Origin of the sequence: Anoxybacillus mongoliensis, assembly GCF_014201515.1 — a bacterium.
Taxonomy (GTDB): Bacteria; Bacillota; Bacilli; order Bacillales; family Anoxybacillaceae; genus Anoxybacillus; species Anoxybacillus mongoliensis.
Genome location: NZ_JACHEQ010000014.1, coordinates 1 through 17,890, shown reverse-complemented (window position 1 = coordinate 17,890; position 17,890 = coordinate 1). Strand labels below are relative to the sequence as shown.

General features: G+C 40.5%; 15 protein-coding genes and 3 pseudogenes. 16 read left to right on the top strand and 2 right to left on the bottom strand.

Features of this window, described 5'->3' with window-relative positions:
- The first annotated feature begins 67 nt into the window (after positions 1-67).
- Entirely contained in the window at positions 68-481 is a 414-nt protein-coding gene (mce, locus tag HNR43_RS11505; RefSeq protein WP_183244026.1) for a methylmalonyl-CoA epimerase, read from the top strand.
- A complete protein-coding gene (locus tag HNR43_RS11500) occupies positions 478-2,028 on the top strand; it encodes a carboxyl transferase domain-containing protein (RefSeq protein ID WP_183244096.1) in 1,551 nt (516 codons plus the stop codon). Before mce ends, HNR43_RS11500 begins: the two co-directional genes overlap by 4 nt.
- A gap of 46 nt (positions 2,029-2,074) precedes the next feature.
- Here HNR43_RS11500 and HNR43_RS11495 read toward each other — a convergent pair whose 3' ends face one another.
- Entirely contained in the window at positions 2,075-3,412 is a 1,338-nt protein-coding gene (locus HNR43_RS11495; protein ID WP_246346316.1) for a PepSY-associated TM helix domain-containing protein, read from the bottom strand.
- Between the two features lie 164 nt (positions 3,413-3,576).
- Between HNR43_RS11495 and HNR43_RS11490 the strand changes: the two genes are divergently transcribed.
- The 11 genes and pseudogenes from HNR43_RS11490 (at position 3,577) to HNR43_RS11440 (ending at position 14,141) form a co-directional block, all read left to right on the top strand.
- Positions 3,577-4,701, top strand: a complete 1,125-nt coding sequence (locus tag HNR43_RS11490; RefSeq protein ID WP_183244024.1) for a M20/M25/M40 family metallo-hydrolase — start codon at positions 3,577-3,579, stop codon at positions 4,699-4,701.
- 4 nt (positions 4,702-4,705) lie between these two features.
- Positions 4,706-5,173 carry a chemotaxis protein CheW gene (locus tag HNR43_RS11485; protein WP_183244022.1) on the top strand — a complete coding sequence of 156 codons (468 nt, stop codon included), beginning with the start codon at positions 4,706-4,708 and terminating at the stop codon, positions 5,171-5,173.
- Positions 5,174-5,237: 64 nt separating this feature from the next.
- Positions 5,238-6,647: an NADP-dependent phosphogluconate dehydrogenase gene (gndA, locus tag HNR43_RS11480; protein WP_171335177.1), complete on the top strand. Its 1,410-nt coding sequence runs from the start codon at positions 5,238-5,240 to the stop codon at positions 6,645-6,647.
- A 240-nt stretch (positions 6,648-6,887) separates the two neighbouring features.
- Positions 6,888-8,747, top strand: coding sequence for an SLC5/6 family protein (locus tag HNR43_RS11475; protein ID WP_183244020.1), 1,860 nt, complete (start codon positions 6,888-6,890; stop codon positions 8,745-8,747).
- Positions 8,747-9,382 carry a P-loop NTPase family protein gene (locus HNR43_RS11470; protein ID WP_171335175.1) on the top strand — a complete coding sequence of 212 codons (636 nt, stop codon included), beginning with the start codon at positions 8,747-8,749 and terminating at the stop codon, positions 9,380-9,382. The genes HNR43_RS11475 and HNR43_RS11470 overlap by 1 nt, the downstream gene beginning before the upstream one ends.
- Positions 9,383-9,475: 93 nt before the next feature.
- Entirely contained in the window at positions 9,476-9,871 is a 396-nt protein-coding gene (locus HNR43_RS11465; protein WP_183244018.1) for a hypothetical protein, read from the top strand.
- 118 nt (positions 9,872-9,989) lie between these two features.
- Positions 9,990-12,014, top strand: a complete 2,025-nt coding sequence (locus tag HNR43_RS11460) for an ABC transporter permease (RefSeq protein WP_183244016.1) — start codon at positions 9,990-9,992, stop codon at positions 12,012-12,014.
- Entirely contained in the window at positions 11,998-12,864 is an 867-nt protein-coding gene (locus HNR43_RS11455) for an ABC transporter ATP-binding protein (protein WP_183244014.1), read from the top strand. Before HNR43_RS11460 ends, HNR43_RS11455 begins: the two co-directional genes overlap by 17 nt.
- The gene (locus HNR43_RS11450; RefSeq protein ID WP_183244012.1) at positions 12,857-13,483 is read left to right on the top strand and encodes a hypothetical protein; all 627 of its coding nucleotides are present in this window, start codon (positions 12,857-12,859) and stop codon (positions 13,481-13,483) included. The genes HNR43_RS11455 and HNR43_RS11450 overlap by 8 nt, the downstream gene beginning before the upstream one ends.
- Positions 13,484-13,508: 25 nt before the next feature.
- Positions 13,509-13,682: pseudogene (locus HNR43_RS11445) on the top strand (hypothetical protein); the annotation flags it as partial.
- A gap of 231 nt (positions 13,683-13,913) precedes the next feature.
- Positions 13,914-14,141, top strand: coding sequence for a hypothetical protein (locus HNR43_RS11440; RefSeq protein ID WP_183244008.1), 228 nt, complete (start codon positions 13,914-13,916; stop codon positions 14,139-14,141).
- 50 nt (positions 14,142-14,191) lie between these two features.
- Here the strand turns inward: HNR43_RS11440 and tnpC are convergent.
- Positions 14,192-15,636: pseudogene (gene tnpC, locus HNR43_RS11435) on the bottom strand (IS66 family transposase).
- Positions 15,637-15,672: 36 nt separating this feature from the next.
- Between tnpC and HNR43_RS11430 the strand changes: the two are divergent.
- The 3 genes and pseudogenes from HNR43_RS11430 to HNR43_RS11420 all read left to right on the top strand — a co-directional run.
- A pseudogene (locus HNR43_RS11430) lies at positions 15,673-15,939 on the top strand (ribonuclease Z); the annotation flags it as partial.
- 212 nt (positions 15,940-16,151) lie between these two features.
- Positions 16,152-17,303, top strand: a complete 1,152-nt coding sequence (locus HNR43_RS14355; RefSeq protein ID WP_425486539.1) for a hypothetical protein — start codon at positions 16,152-16,154, stop codon at positions 17,301-17,303.
- 12 nt (positions 17,304-17,315) lie between these two features.
- Positions 17,316-17,711: a CDI toxin immunity protein gene (locus HNR43_RS11420; RefSeq protein ID WP_153127507.1), complete on the top strand. Its 396-nt coding sequence runs from the start codon at positions 17,316-17,318 to the stop codon at positions 17,709-17,711.
- The last annotated feature ends 179 nt before the right edge of the window (positions 17,712-17,890 follow it).

The following is a 17,890-nucleotide window of genomic DNA, read 5'->3' as shown; positions in this document are numbered from 1 at the left end:
AAAAGAAAAAAGATGTCGAAATACATAGATGGTTTGCAACCGAGAACAACAAAGGGGTTGGGGATTTATGGAAGTAAAAAAAGTCGATCATATTGGTATTGCGGTCAAATCGTTAGACGAGGCGCTTCCGTTTTATACGGATACGCTCGGCTTATCGTGCGTTGGCATTGAAACAGTCGAATCAGAACAAGTTCGGGTAGCGTTTTTAAAAGTCGGCGATGTCAAGCTTGAACTGCTTGAGCCGCTTTCTGAACATAGTCCAATTGCTTCTTTTATTGAAAAAAGAGGTGAAGGTATTCATCATGTCGCGCTCGGCGTAGATGATATTGAACTGCGCATTCAGGAGTTAAAAAATAACGGCATTCGTATGATTCATGAGCAACCAAAGCGTGGTGCGGGCGGTGCACTGATCGCTTTTATGCATCCGAAATCAGCGCTCGGCGTGTTATATGAGCTTTGTGAAAGAGGCGGTGGGCAATAATGGATATGTACGATAAAATTAACGAACTATATGACCGTCGCCGTGAAATTGAGTTAGGTGGTGGCGACGATAAAATTGCTAAACAACATGAGAAAGGGAAGTTAACAGCGAGGGAGCGCATTGACCTTTTATTAGATGAAGGAACGTTCGTCGAGTTAAACCCATTTATTGAACATCGTTGCACCGATTTTGGATTAGCGGGGAAAAAAGGTCCAGGTGACGGAGTTGTCACAGGATACGGTAAAATCGATGGTCGAACAGTATTTGTCTTTTCGCAAGACTTCACCGTATTCGGTGGGGCGCTTGGAGAGATGCATGCGAAAAAAATTGCGAATATTATGGATTTAGCTGCGAAAACAGGAGCTCCGATCATCGGATTAAATGATTCTGGTGGTGCGCGCATTCAAGAGGGTGTGTTGTCGCTTGATGGCTACGGTCATATTTTTTACCGTAACGCCATTTATTCTGGTGTTGTTCCGCAAATTTCGGTTATCATGGGTCCTTGTGCAGGGGGGGCTGTCTATTCACCAGCCATTACCGATTTTGTATTTATGGTCGAGAAAACGAGCCAAATGTTTATTACTGGACCGAAAGTGATCGAAACGGTGACTGGAGAAAAGATTAGTGCAGAAGATTTAGGTGGTGCGCGCGTTCATAATATGATTAGCGGAAATGCTCACTTTTCAGGAGCGACAGAAGAAGAAGTGCTTGCGCAAGTACGACGACTGTTAAGCTATCTTCCACAAAATTGTCAAGAAAAGCCGCCTGTTGCACCTGTACAAAAGGAAAGCGATTACCGTCCCGATTTAGCGGATGCTATTCCCGTTGATGCGGTGCGTCCATACGATGTGCGAAACGTCGTGTGGCAAGTGGTTGACGAAGGATCGTTTATGGAAGTACAAAAAGATTTCGCGAAAAATATTGTTATCGGTTTTGCCCGCATAAAAGGGGAAGTTGTCGGACTTGTATGCAACCAGCCGAAGTTTATGGCGGGAGGACTAGATATTGACTCATCGGATAAAGCGGCGCGCTTTATTCGCTTTTGCGACTCGTTTAATATTCCGATTATTACATTTGAAGATGTGACGGGCTTTTTCCCAGGAGTCAAACAAGAGCATGGCGGCATTATTCGCCACGGGGCAAAAATTTTATATGCCTACTCTGAAGCGACCGTGCCGAAAATTACGGTCATTTTACGGAAAGCATATGGTGGAGCGTACGTCGCATTAAACAGCAAATCGATCGGAGCGGATGTTGTATACGCATGGCCGAATGCAGAAATTGCCGTTATGGGACCACAAGGGGCAGCAAACATTATTTTCGCCAGTGAAATTGAAAACAGTCCACATCCAGAAGAAACGAGAGCGCAAAAAATTGAAGAATACCGCGACAAGTTCGCGAATCCATATGTCGCAGCAAAATACGGCATGGTTGACGACGTCATCGATCCGCGCGACACGAGAATCAAGCTCATTCAAGCGCTCGATATGCTTCGTCATAAGCAGGAAGAGCGTCCAAAAAAGAAACATGGGAATATTCCGTTATAAATTGTTCAATGAAAAAGCGAACAGTACATGTACTGCTCGCTTTTTCTTATGAGAACCATGTTTGTAATTTTGGAATGCGACGAATAACAATCCAATCGAGAACAAAAGCGATGGCCAATGAAAGAGCGACTAAAGGCATCATAAGCCCTAATATGATAATGATGAGTGTGACGATTTGCATCGCTTTTTTGTTTTGTGGAGCAGATGGGACACCTAACGATCCTTTTGGGCGTCGCTTCCACCACATCACAACACCGCTATACGAAATGAATATGAGACCGAGGCAAGTGATAAGGCCGATCATTTGATTAAATAAGCCGAAATATCGACCTTCGTGAAGGGCAATACCAATTTCGATTACTTTAGCTAGCCAACCATAATCTTTAAAGCGCAAATCGGCTAACACTTTGCCGCTATATTGATCAATATGCAATGTAGCTTGATCTTGCGGCAAGTTTGGAAAGACCGAAACGGTATACACTCCTTTTTCTCCTTCAGGGAAGTAAATGGAAAAACCTTGATGAACATGTCGCTCTTTTGCAATTTGAATAACTGATTCAACTGGAATGGTCATTGTTCCGTTTTGATTCGATTCAGGTACAGGCATGTTTTCCGCCGCCCATGGCACGTCTGCTACTGATTTCGTTGGAATAACGGATTCTGGAATTTGACCGTCCCATAAGCCAGGGGGGTAGCCGGTGTGTGTTGCCGTGGCAATACGATTAATTTTATCGCCCATAAACCCAGCCCAAGGTAAACCAGTGAAAATAAGTAATAAAATAAAGACTGACAGCCAAATGGCAATCACGGAATGAATGTCTTTCCACATGACGCGCTTTCCTTCATTAAAGCGAATTTTCACAATGCCATATAAAGAACGATTTCTTGGCCACCATAAATATAATCCTGTTATTAATAAAATGACAGCCCAGCATGCAGCAAGTTCAACAATTCTGTCGCCAATTGTTCCTACCATTAATTCACCATGCAGCTTGACAATGATATTCATGAGTTTGTCTTCTTTTGCGATTTTACCAAGAATATCGCCGGTATATGGGTTAACAAAAACGATATATGTTTCACCATCTAAAACGACGCCAACTTCAGTCGAACGGTGTGGAGCATCGCTTGGCCGATAGCTGACGACTGTAGCATGTTCATACGTATTTGTAACTTTTTCAATGAGGGTACTCGGTGCCAACTCATGTTCCCCTTCTTCAATATAATAGTAGTCTTTGTATAAAAACGATTCAATTTGTGGTTTAAATAAGTAGATAGCTCCGGTGATGGAAAGAATAATTAAAAAAGGTGCGAAAATAATTCCGGCATAAAAGTGCCAACGCCATATAGCCTTGTATAAATCTTTGTTTGATAATGAATTCATAAAAACCTCCTGTTTTACTATGAAATGAAGTTCAATGTGAATGATATAACGAAATTGTGACAAATGTGTGAAGCGGAAGAAAAAAATTATGTGCATGTGTTCATCGCCATATGAAGGAAAATTCGTTATACTTAAAGATGAGTACATACATAGGAGGATGCGAGATGGTAAACGAACAGCGTTTAGTCGAAGAATTTTTAGAGCTTGTGCAAATTGATTCAGAGACGAAATATGAGCGCGACATTGCGGATGTGTTGAAAGCGAAGTTTGAAGCGCTCGGTTTGCACGTCATTGAAGATGATACGACTGCGCAAACAGGGCATGGAGCAGGAAATTTAATTTGCACATTGCCAGCGACAAAAGAAGGAGTTGATCCGATTTACTTTACATCTCATATGGATACCGTTGTGCCAGGAAAAGGGGTAAAACCGTCCATTCAAGATGGATATATTGTAACAGATGGTACGACGATTTTAGGAGCGGACGATAAAGCAGGACTTGCTGCGATGTTTGAAGCGATCCGAGTATTAAAAGAAAAACAAATTGCGCACGGCACAATTCAATTTATTATTACTGTTGGAGAAGAGTCCGGGCTCGTTGGGGCGAAGGCGCTTGATCCGTCGCTCATTCAAGCGAAATTTGGATATGCACTAGATAGCGATGGAAAAGTTGGACAAATTATCGTTGCTGCTCCGACACAAGCAAAGTTGAAAGTGACCGTTCACGGAAAGACGGCTCATGCGGGTGTTGCACCAGAGCGTGGCGTATCGGCAATTACAATCGCCGCCAAAGCGATTGCGCAAATGCCGCTTGGGCGCATCGATGAAGAAACGACCGCAAACATCGGCCGTTTTGAAGGTGGAACACAAACAAATATCGTTTGCGATCGCGTGGACATTTTAGCAGAGGCGCGTTCGCTCGTTCCAGAAAAAATGGAAGCGCAAGTCGCGAAAATGAAAGAAGCGTTTGAACGAGTAGCGGAAGAAATGGGTGGTCGTGCAGATGTTCACGTGGAAGTGATGTATCCAGGATTTAAATTTGGCGACGGCGATCATGTTGTTGAAATCGCAAAACGAGCAGCCGAAAAAATTGGTCGTCCGCACGAGCTGTTGCGTAGCGGTGGCGGTAGCGATGCCAACGTCATTGCTGGATTTGGCATTCCAACTGTAAACTTAGCGATCGGTTATGAAGAGATCCATACGACAAATGAACGAATGCCAATTGAAGAACTTGTCAAAGCAACTGAAATGGTCATCGCGATTATTGAGGAAGTGGCTGCGAGGGGGTGAAACGATGAATAAAGTCGTCGTTTTTCAACTTGCGAACGAACAATACGCCATTCCGGTTGAACATGTTGTTTCCATCGAAAAGATGAGCCATCCGACGCTCATTCCAAGCATGCCTTCGTATATGCTTGGTGTTGTTCGCATTCGCGGTGAGCTTGTTCCCGTGCTTGATACGTCACAAATTTTATATCGCCGTCCGTATACGGAAGCAGAGAAAACGCGGCTTGTCGTTGTGCATACGGGCGATTTACACGTAGCATTTATCGTAGACGATGCAAAGGAAATTATTGATATTCCATCACATATGATGAAGCAAGTGAATATGCTTGCCTATCAACAGACGCCATACTTTATTGGCATTGCGAATTTACCTGATCGGCTCATTACTGTCATTGATCCGACAATATTGTTTGACAATTTAGAAGGAGCAAGCACGATTAAAGAACATATGAGGAATGAGAAACAGAACACTTGAACGAGAAAAGACGATTATGGTATGTTCTTTTTTGAACAAACAAAAATAGAAAGGAACATTTGCTATGGCGAAACAACAAATTGGTGTAATCGGTTTAGCGGTCATGGGAAAAAACTTGGCGCTCAACATTGAAAGCCGTGGTTATTCCGTCGCCGTATATAACCGTTCGCGTGAAAAAACAGACGAGTTTTTACAAGAAGCGGAAGGGAAAAATGTTGTCGGTACATACAGCATCGAAGAGTTTGTTAACGCGCTTGAGAAGCCGCGCAAAATTTTATTAATGGTGAAAGCAGGCGCCGCAACAGATGCAACGATTGAGCAATTAAAGCCGTATTTAGAAAAAGGCGATATCGTCATCGACGGCGGCAATACGTATTTTAAAGATACACAACGCCGCAATAAAGAACTTGCGGAACTTGGCATTCATTTCATCGGCACAGGCGTCTCTGGTGGAGAAGAAGGAGCGTTAAAAGGGCCTTCGATTATGCCAGGTGGACAAAAAGAAGCACATGAACTCGTTCGCCCGATTTTTGAAGCGATTGCGGCAAAAGTGGACGGCGAGCCGTGCACGACGTATATCGGTCCAGACGGTGCGGGCCATTACGTAAAAATGGTGCATAACGGCATTGAATATGGCGATATGCAATTAATTGCCGAAGCATACTTTTTATTAAAACATGTGCTCGGCTTAAACGCCCAAGAGCTTCATGAAGTATTTGCCGAGTGGAATAAAGGGGAATTAGATAGCTATTTAATCGAAATTACAGCAGACATTTTTACAAAAATCGATGAAGAAACAGGCAAGCCGCTTGTCGATGTCATTTTAGACAAAGCAGGGCAAAAAGGAACAGGAAAATGGACGAGCCAAAACGCGCTCGATTTAGGTGTTCCGCTTCCAATTATTACGGAATCGGTATTCGCTCGCTTTATTTCTGCAATGAAAGAAGAGCGTGTGAAAGCAAGCAAGCTATTAGCTGGTCCAGCAGTGAAACCGTACGAAGGCGACCGTGCGCATTTCATCGAAGCCGTTCGTCGCGCGCTTTACATGAGCAAAATTTGCTCGTACGCCCAAGGCTTTGCGCAAATGAAAGCAGCATCGGAAGAATACAATTGGAATTTACAATACGGCAATATCGCGATGATTTTCCGCGGTGGCTGCATTATTCGTGCGCAATTTTTACAAAAAATTAAAGAAGCGTACGATCGCGATCCAGCGCTACCAAACTTATTGCTCGATCCATACTTTAAAGAAATCGTCGAAAACTATCAACAATCGCTCCGCGAAATCGTCGCAACGGCAGCGATGCGCGGCATTCCAACACCAGCGTTTGCAAGCGCCTTAGCCTACTATGACAGCTACCGAATGGAAACATTGCCAGCAAACCTTATTCAAGCCCAGCGCGACTACTTCGGTGCGCATACGTACGAACGCATCGACAAAGAAGGCATCTTCCATACCGAATGGTTGAAATAAACGAACACCCCCTAGAAATGGCTCTAGGGGGTTATACTATGGTAATTTTGTTAAAATATTATAAAATTTCTAAGTAAATAATTGACATATCTTTTTTTTTTTTATAATGTACGTGGATGTATATTAATTGCCTATTACAGTTTGAATGTATATATTTTGCGAAGTTAGTCTTTGTAGTTTGTAGTATAGAAGCGGCTTATTTTGAATGATAAGTACAATATGAGAAAGGATTATGTATGGATGAAATGGTGTTCTGTACTATTCCGAATGATAGCAAATATGAAATTAGATGTTGCCTTGATTTCTATTTATTTGGGTATTCTCGTTTTTTATTGTATAAACCCGTATACAATAAATCCAGCTGAGTTTATTTTGTACAAGAAATATTTGCTTCCTATTGGAGTTGTTGTCTGGCTGTTGGCAAGTTTTCGCCTACATTTTTTGATTATGACCTCAACTCCGGTTGATTGGATTTTGATGAATAATATCATACAAAAACCGAAAAAGATCATCGCTAATCAAATAACTATTCTATTCACATGTTTTTTCATATTACAAATACTGATTGCAGGAGTTGTAGCAAGTGCGATTGTTGTAAACTATTCGGCAGGTTGGGATCTTTTTAAGTTTCTTTTTCGGTTGTACTGGATTTGTTTTGTTCTCCCATTCATATGGGCATGGATCATCGGATTATTTATCAGCATGATTGATGCATACTATTCTCACAAAAAATCAATGTTGCTCCTCAGTGTATTTCTTCTATGGATTATGACACTATTTTCCCTTGAATATAGCCCGTTTCAAGTGTTTATTGAAAATCGCTTTCCTTATATTGATCCTTTATTTAGTCTGACCTTTCTAAAAGAAAATGTATGGATTCAGTTGGTATATGTTGTTTGTTCGATCATGATTTGCATTGTATTTATGAAAATGAAACGTACAGCATTTGGATTAGCTATAAGTGTAATGTTGATTATTTCTGTCACATTTACAATCTATCATACTCAAACGAAATTTCAGCTAGATGATATTTTACTCGCAAATGACTACAAACTTTATCAACATATAAAATATAAAACTCATCACAATAAAAGTATGACAAGCAATTGGAGAATAACGGGAATCGAGGTCGAACCTGAATCTCGATATCCAATTAAAGTTGAGCTCACTTTAGACAAAAAAGCTCCTTTTGTGCGTTTTTCGATGAACGAGCAATTCGAAATCGACCACATAAAAAGCGGAGGAAAAAATTTATCTTTTAATCAACAAGGAAGCATTGTTGAAGTCGAAACGAGTGGTGTTCATTCCATGATCATCTATTATAAACATACTTTCGGTTCTAGCTTTTATCCGCTAACATCGAACATTGTTTTACTGCCGTTCGAGGCAAATTGGTATCCACAGTCAACTCATTCGAATATTTATACGATAGACTCATCTGGAACTTTTCATACTAATGTCGAAACGAAAAAATGTAAACACATAAAGGTAATTGAGGGAAAAGAAAAGTATAGTTGGCATGGAGATCATTTAGATTGTCTATCCATTATAAGAGGTCCCTACAAACAAATGGAAATTGAAAATACGAAGTTAATCGTTTATGAACCATTTTTGACGAAAACGAAGAATTATAGAGAATTGAAGAATCAACTTGTTTCGATTCGTAGTGAGCTTTGTGAGTTATTTACTAATCTTAAAAATACAGATTATTGTATGAATGAAATTAAAACTGTTGTTATTATTCCCAAAAGCTTAAGTACAACAAATCTCTTGCTATATGACAGCACAGTTACTAACGGAAGCTATACGTTCTACGTCGATCCTTTTCTTGACGTTAATGACAAATCGGTAACAGCATATGTCCAGGAATTAGCCGCCTTTTTGATCCCATACAGACTGTTTGAAAATGAACAGATAAGCATCTTTGTCGGTCAGTATTTAATGGAAAAACTACGTATTCCATCAAGTGGATCTTTAAAAACGATAGTGGGGAAATCTTCTATCAGTTTGGAATCATGGAATCACTATATGAAACTGGCGATGGAAGAGAAAGAAAAGGTGCTTATTCAAATGGCAAAAGAAATGGAGAGAACAGACTGATGCTAGAATTAAAAAACGTTACTATCACATATAACCGCCAAATCATTTTGCATAGTTGCCATTGTAAGCTTCCGTCTCAATCAATTATTGTGGCAAGGAATCATATTCATACGGATATTATGGCGAGAACGTTTGCTGGCTTTCATCCTTTAGATGAAGGCGAAATACATTTAGATGAAAATGTTGTAACGAGAAAGGAAAAATCGAGTAAAAACGTATTTTTTGTCATACCGGAAAACTACAATCAGTTGTGGAGGAATTATCGTTTACGTGAAATGCATAAGCTGTTGAATCGCTCATTTCGGAAATCTGAATTGTGCGAAAAGTATTGTATACCACCCGATGCGACAATGGATTCGTTAACAGCATTTCAACGGCTAATTTATCTCATTTCTCTTGGACAAGCATTAAAACGTATCATATTTATTTTTGATCAGCCGACGAAATATTTCGATTTTGAGGATTTAAACCATTTTTATCACTTTCTAAAAGAGGATTTTTCGGATGTACATTATCTCATTTTTACGAATCGAATCGAAAACGTATTTTTAAAGTTTTCTAATCCTATTTATCAAATCGATCGATCGCATAAAATCATTTGCTTTGAAAGGGGGGATAAGAATGCTGGTCGATGACATTATGCATTCTGTAGGGATTTGATGAGTTTAAATGTCTTGCTGAAGAAAAAGATCGAATGACAAAATTTAAAACTAAAGGAGGAAAAATGCATGTTAGTAAATCGAAAAAACAAGTGGAAATCAAAATGGATTTCTTTATCGCTTGCAGCAGCAGTAATTGCAACTGCTAGTGCGGCAGTTGCAGAATCTGCAACTGCCTCTTTAGATGGTTCAAGTACTTATAAAGACACATCCATTATTAAAGCAACTACAAATGGTACAGGAACAATTTATGCGATAAATAATGGAGCAAATACGCAAACTAGAGGATATGCTTATAAGTCTATTGATTGGTGGCCTGATAGCATTGTAGCTTCTACGAACTGGCTAAATCCAGGACAAACAGAAAACCGCATTTTTACGCAAACGGCAGGAGATAAATATTACGGTCAAATTGTCGGCCAAACAGTTGGATCAAGAGGAAGTGTGACTATTACAGTTAAGTAGTCAAGGTTGGTTATGAGCGCTATAAATATCAGGGATGTGTATGACGGCACTTCCCTGATTTTACTTGTTCTATATCCAAAATTATCATACGCTCTTCAAAGAAAGTTGGTGAGCAATCATGAGATGGAAATTTCTTTTTGTATTTTATTTAAAACACATGTTCAAAAGTAAGTTATACGCCAGTGCTAGCATCTTATTTTTTGTTTTGTTGATTGTTAGACTCATTTTGTTCTTTTCAGATCCGTATGATATGGAAGCGTATGGACAATTGCCACATGAAGTTTTTATGCTTGTACAAATGATATCGATCTTTTACATTGTTTTTTTCTATCTTCTTCATTCAAAGGAGCTTCTTTATGGCGTTCAGTCATTTTTTACAGATGGGTATCGGATTATGTGGGAAAAAATGAGCTCAATGTTTGCGGCTCATGTGTTGTACCAAGGAGTTATGGTAGTTTTTTCTTATCTCATTTTTGCCATTGTTTATTTTTTTGTAGGTATTGAGCCTTCCAATATTTATTTGTCCTTGTTTCGATTTCTTGTCGTTTATATGTTCGGCCCGCTTGTGCTTAGCAGTATGTACGGCTTGGCTGTGGCGATGTTATTTGGAACGAAAAAGATTAGTTTTTTTGCGATACTGATTATATGGATTACAACTGGACCGATGACGACGGAACTATTTATTCATTTCTTTATAAAGGTTCATGCGAATGACTGGAAATCTCTTCTTTTTATAGGTAAGCATGCTATTCAACATATATATGACTCTTATATTGGTTTTGAGGTTGATCGTGGTAATGAACTAAAACTTTTCACATGGTTTCTCGTTTTTTTCGGCATCATTTTCATGTTGTCGCTTCGTTGGGTGCTCACAAAGAGCGAGCGGAATGCCGTCGTAAAAGTGCTTCTAGTGTTGCCGCTTTTTGTTGTAGCGTCAGCTTATGGAGCTGTGCAATCAAATACAAAAGCGTTTACTCGAGCCGATCAAACAATGGAGATCGATGACTATCGAAAGATGAACGAGGATGTAAAAACAGACTTGCGGTATGATATCGAGTCGTACGCCATTTCATTGAACGAAAAACAGGCTACCGTGCATATAAAGTTCTCCCGTATGGAGACGACTAAGCCGACGTTTCAATTGTACCATGCTTATCCAATAAAATGGATTAAATCTAATCGCCAACAGGTAGAATTCACAAGAAATGGAGATATCGTGACAGTTTACTTGCCTGAACGCACGTCTTCCCTCATTTTTCGCTATGACATCGTGGATACGAGTCTTATCCCTTATACGAATGGACGGACGGTTCTTCTTGCTGATAAAGCGTGGTATCCGAAAAAAAGGGAGTCACAAATGCTGACAGTATATGAATTTAAAATTATTGGAACTAATTATCGATTGACTTTGGATACATTCACGGATCGATTTTTTCCAAAAGAAAAACATGCTTTTACGTTGAAAGTGGATGGTGATGTGCTATTTTGCAATTTGCCGAAGCGTGGAGAGGTTTACTACGGTAAGGCGCAGGCGGTCACGCTGATCAAGGGGCAAGGCAACCAACTTGTTTATAAAGGCTATCAGATTACATATCCGGCCGACTGGCCAGATATGGGAGAGAGGGTTTCAACGGTGGTACCGCAGTTGGAAAAGGCGTTTCAAGACGTGCGGCAACTTGCACAGACTGATGTTTCAAGACTTCCAAAAAGAATTGTATTTTCTAGTTTTGGACTGTCTTCGTTTATGACAGATGATCATCTTATTTATAACACTAATGATTTATATGCTATCGATCAATACATCTTAGATCGAAATTTTTATGAAGAAATGCTTTTTCTTTCCGTGCCTCCGAAAGGTTCGTTGATCATGTATCACGAGTGGATTTCGTTGGCTATCCGGTGGCTGATGCAAAAAAACGAGTTGTCCGCGATCGAATGGGTATCAAAAAGCTATCTATTCGTGGCACAGCCGCTGTCCGTGCAGAAACAGATTGAATCCATTTACAAAAGTTTTCAACCACTCAGCTTAGAACAAAAGCAACAATTTTTACGAACATGGTATGAAAAAATGGATGAGACATGGACATGGGAACAAGTGTTACAATTAGTAAAGGAGTCGGGGACCATTGGAGATTTACATTGAAGAACTGACCAAAGTCATCAAAAAGAAACATATTTTATCGGATGTGACGCTTTCGATTTCGGGAATTTACGGATTATTAGGACCGAACGGTGCTGGGAAGACAACGCTAATGAAAATATTAGCGGGGTTGCTAGAGTTTGACGCTGGGTGCGTGTATCTTGGAGAAGAGGTGATTAGTACACGCAATCGTGTGAAGCGAACGGATCATATCGGGTATTTGCCGCAAGATTTTATGATTTATCCAGAGTTAAAGGTGTATGAAGTGCTCGAGCATATTGCAATTCTTCAAGGGGAGCATCCAGCGTCGTGCCAAAGTAAAATTAAGAACGTTGTCGAACAAGTGAATTTATCTGAACATATCAATAAAAAAATGCGGGAACTGTCTGGTGGTATGCGCCGGCGTGTCGGCATTGCCCAACTTTTATTACGCAAGCCGTCTGTGCTCATTTTTGACGAGCCGACAGCGGGGCTAGATATTCGCGAGCGTGTACGTTTTCGCAATTTATTGAAACAGCTTGGAAAACGTCATACGGTTATTATTTCTTCACACATTGTTGAGGATATTGAGTTTCTTTGCACGAAAATTGGCATTATTGACAAAGGGAGAGTTTTATTTGAAGGGACGCCAGAGGAATTAAAGAAAAAAGCAGAACACTGCACATATGAAATTCATGTGTCGTTTGAAGAACTTGATGAAGTCATGGCGACAAAGGAAGTAGTCCAAATGAGCGAAGAGCCATCACACGTTGTTGTCCGCGTATTATCGGATCATCCTGTCGGTCAGCGGGTGAGTCCACGGCTAATGGATGGGTATTTAGCTCTTTTAAAAGAGGCGGATCTTTATGAATAAGCTTATTCATTTATTTAAGTTTGATGCCAAGTTATTAGGTTATTTATATAGTTTTCCTTTTGTCATATACGTGCTGTGCATGTTGCTCATGTTGTCTTTTGCTGCCCGCTCCAATGATCCATTTATGCCATATATCGTTGTCCAAGGTATTGCTGTGCCGATTGCCGGTTGGCATATCGTGTTTTTATACAACAGCCTTTACGAAGAAGGAGCAACAGAAACGTTATTGCCTTACTATCGCAAAGTGTTTTTTATCGATATCATCCGTTATGCAGCGTTGCATGGAACGTTCGTTTTCCTTCTTGTTGGCTTAACAGTATGGCTTAATGGTACGCAATTTTTCACGGTTCCCTTAATTATTCATCTAATGATGTTATTTATCTTTTATCAAATTGTGGGACTTGCTGTTTTAAGTGCTGTTCGAAGTTTAGATGTTGCGCTTGCGATCATAGCGATGTATACGTTTATGGAAGTGGCGACACAAGGAACGTTTATGCCGTGGCCGCATATATTTATTTTTCGAGAACCTGTTGATTCGATTTCAATGTTTCTTCCTTTGTTTTGGTTAATTATTGGTGTTTTTTTATCCATTGTACAAATATGGAGGACATTTAAATAAACCATGATGCATAAGTACCTCATCGTACAGTAGCTATCGAATGGACACATTGCCAGCGAACCTTATCCAAGCTCAACGCGACTACTTCGGTGCGCACACATACGAACGCATCGATAAAGAAGGCATTTTCCATACCGAAATAAACGAATTCCCCCTAGGGCAAGAGGCTCTAGGGGGTGTACTATTGGCGATTTTATAAAAATATTGGTTCTGCACTAAAATTTATATTAGACTTTTTTCATCATACTCCCCACTCATGCCTCCAAGAGAAAACAAGCAAACTAATATTCTTGCATATGCTTGTTTAGAAAAGTGCACCATTTGTCAAGTATATGTTGTGATGATGAACCAAAAATTCCTAAAAAATTAATTGACTTTTTTTTTATTCTAAAATTGTAATGAATTGTTTATTATGGAAGGAGGTGAGGGTATGCGGATAAAAAGAAGTGTTGCGTCCACTTTGATTGTTTTAAGTTTAATAGTTGTAGGAAGTGTTAGTGCAGCGTCTTACGTTACTTATGCCACTACTCTTCCTATGTTGTCTGGTGATAAGTCTTTGGCAAGTGCTAACAAAACGAATAACAGCAAGAGTAAAGTAGAAAATTCTGTTGTTGGACAAGATTATAAAGCAAATAGTAACTATTCACCCCAGTGCTAGTGTATAAAAAAGCCCAGCACAAATCGGGCATCCTCGTGATGGAAAATGCCCTAAGTGGTAGAAAGAACACGATCGAGCGTGTCGCCCGTCAACAGAAGACATAACGAGTCCCACACGTTTTTTTCGTGTTTCGTCAGTGTGGAAACGATGCTTCTTGTGATGCAAAACGACTGGGCGAATGTTTCTTCGCGAAACGTACCCGAAATGTTCTCTTTCACTTTGACCATGCGCAGATCGCGTTCGGCTTGGTTATTGTCAAAGGGAACGTGCACTTCACGTAAGAAACGCAGCGCTTCTTCCTTTCGTTTCTGAAGCCGTCGAATAAAAGCGAGTGCTTTTTTCGGAAGAGGCGTCATCGTTTCCAATCGGTGCTGTGCTTTCATAAGGATGCGATCATACACTCGTTCCCATCGTTTCGCTTCTTTTTCGGAAAGTGCACCGTGGTGGGCTTCAACGGCTTGCTTGGCAGCTAACAGAAACGTCGTCATGCGCGATGCCCATGTATGTCCTTGTTCGATGAAACCCTTCAATTCACGCAAATGATGGGCATGACAAAGGGCATGTGTGGCTTGCGTGTATTTTGGATACGTACCGAACCCATCGTGCATCATCGTCCCTTGATATCGCGGAAGAATCCCGATGTCATCGGTCGCTTTCTTTCCACGAGAAACGTGAGGAGCCAAGTACGTGTATTTTGATGTACACGCGACATGCACCCATGCGAGTTTCCCTTTGATGCGCAAACTCGTTTCATCGACATGCAGGATGTTGGATTCAAGTAAGGCGTCTTCGATGATGTCCATATTCGATTCTAGCGCTTCGCGTCCTCGTTTCACCATATTGGCAAGAGTTCCCGTACTGATTGAGTGTTGATATAATGCTTCGATCGTATCACTCAAACGTTTGTAAGGGATCAATTGGATATGATGCAAATAAACAACGAGCGCCGTGAGACGTGGACCGTATTGCACATGATTCGTGACATGTGGTGGAAACTCCGCTTGTTGAACACATCGGCAATGTGGACAGGATTTCACTTCACGTTCATGTTGTGTCACCTCGATCGTCACGGGAGGGAGATCGAACACTTGACGGACATCGACTTTGAACGGTTTGACTTCGCGCAAAGAAGCCCCACATCCTTGACACGTATGCACACGATGAACGATGCGATGATGTGGACGTTCCACTTGACGGAGCGTCGTTCCTTGATGTCCTTCTTGTCCGCCTGGCTTGTTGCCAGATGGCTTGCGAGAAGAATGGGTGTGAAAACGGTCAGAAGATGGGGGCAAATGGCTATTGGAGCTGTTTTTTTCGTGCGTGCTTCCAGCTCTTGAACGCGATACTTCAGTTGTTCATTTTCTTTGCGCAGCTGTTTGATTTCGTGACGCAAATGTTCATTTTCTTGAACGAGTTGATGAATGAGCTGTTTTTGTTGTTGGACTTTGCTGATTAAGCTCTCAACTGTAAATACAGCTTGTTGTACCGTCAACATGCGATTCACCTCCTTGTCTATCAATATTCACATCATAGACAAGCTGACGTCCTTGTCCATGAGGCAACATTTCGTGCCAAAGAAGCACATTTAGCGCATGATTACTATCATTCGACGACGACCCAAGCAGCGGAAGTAGCGAAACGAGCGGAAGTGAAGCAACTCATTTTGACACATATGAGTTCCCGTTATCAAGGGGAGATGTGTGACCAACTGCTAGAAGAAGCAAAAGCGATTTTCCCGAACGTGGCTATTGCATTTGATTTTGCCTCGTTTCCGATTCCGAAACGAAGCGCGGAGTAAAAAAGAGCTGGCCGATGATGCAGGCCAGCTCCTCACAAAGACTCATATCGGAGCGTACAAAACGCTCGACATACGATTTTCTCCTCTTGTTCATAATTTTGGAATGTCGATTGAAAAAGAAAAATGTCGAATGAAAAATATCGAAAAAAATGTTTGATTATTTACAATGAATGCGAAAGAAACGAGCAAATATGTAAAAAGAGGGGAGAGTCATGCCGTTTTCAAAATCAGCCAGTGCTGCGATGACACGCAGTAGTTATTCAAGGACAGTGAATACTCATGTGACAAGTACGGCGACAAAGACAGAAAAAGTCAACCATCCACAAAATAGCTCAGCTAAATCGAGCAAACCATCCATTCCAAAAGACACCGTACATATTAGTCAAGAAGCACGGAAGGCATACGAATTAGCGATCAATCCAGTAAGAAACACGATTGGAAATACAGTTTATAAACCTATTGATTTTATCAAAAGGGAAGCTTCAAGAAATTTAGGAAATCAAACAGAAACCGCGCTCTATAACCCTGTAAAGAGCATTAAAAATGCGCTCCAGTCTGCGGTCAAATCATTCGAAACAGACACGGTGCAAATGAGTAAAGAAGTTCAAGAAGCGTCTCAGCAATCACAAAAATCAAATGATGTAAAGAAAGCAAAAGAAGAAGCGCTCACTCGACAAATTCGACTATCTTTGTATAATATGGACAAAGACGTTCGTACTGTCGTCGTCCATAGTCTGTCACAGGACGTATACACGGCTTCAAAAAACAAAAGTGACAAAGGATGGTCCGCAACAAAGGAACTAATCGAAGTGGTCACCGACTTCGTTCCGATGGTAGGTACGATCAAAGATGCTTATTGCTTGTATCAAGTGTTAAGCAATCCGAAATCCGATGCAAAAGATGTGGCCGAAGCGTTAGTTGGTTTTATTCCGGGACTAGGTGATCTAAAGAGCATTGCAAAAGTAACAAATGCCATTAAGAAAGCATTTGATATTGATCCGAAAAAATTAGATCAGGCTGTGAGTATTATTAAGGGTATTGGTAAAGGGGAACAAGTATTAGATAAAGTCAAGACATATGAACAGGCTAGAAATAAAGCACTAGACCTAGTTGGAGATTTAGGACCAAATTCAAAGCCATATATAGGAACTCTTAAGTCAAGTGCTGGATATGGTAAAGTAATTGGTAGGCAGTCTGCTGACGGAAAAGTAAGATGGAGATTAGATTATGACCCAAATAAGGGTATACATATAAACATTGAAGATTTTCGCAATGGTAAAGGGGCTAATGCTCGAAAAATCGTTATTCCATTTGAGGGTAACGAAAGCACCTTTAAATCTTTATTAAAACATTTGAATAGGTAAGGGGGAATTTGAATGAGTTTATTTGATGAGTGTATTGAGGCACTAGGTGAGAATGTACACGTCTTATCTGATAGTGAGAGAGAGCAAGTACTAAGAGATTTTGAGAATTCTTTTCCATTTACTGAGTGGGGGCGTATTGAATGGGAGAAAGTGACTTATCATGCTAAAGTGAATACAGTTGATGAGATCATCTCCTTTTTGAACCAAAACATTGATGAATACAGCAACGTTATATATGTAATTTGGGATGAAGGGACATTACCTATAATTCAATCTGAGTTAAATAAAGTATTTGAAGTTATAGATGATGTTACTGCTGTAAGTTTTGATACATGGATATTTTCACCATCTTCAGGATATGTCATTGAGATATTTCATGACGGTGAAGTAAGAATAGGATTGAAGTAAAATATCATTGAATTAACCCTCAAAAGGGGAATATAAATTCTCTTTTGAGGGTTTTCTACTAGTGACATAATGCCGAACGAGCTGCTATATACATCCAAATTGACATTTTAACTTCTGATTCACGCAGCACACCCGATGCGGCGTAACGCCTCATCTGGGTGCTGTAAGACGTGCTGTTC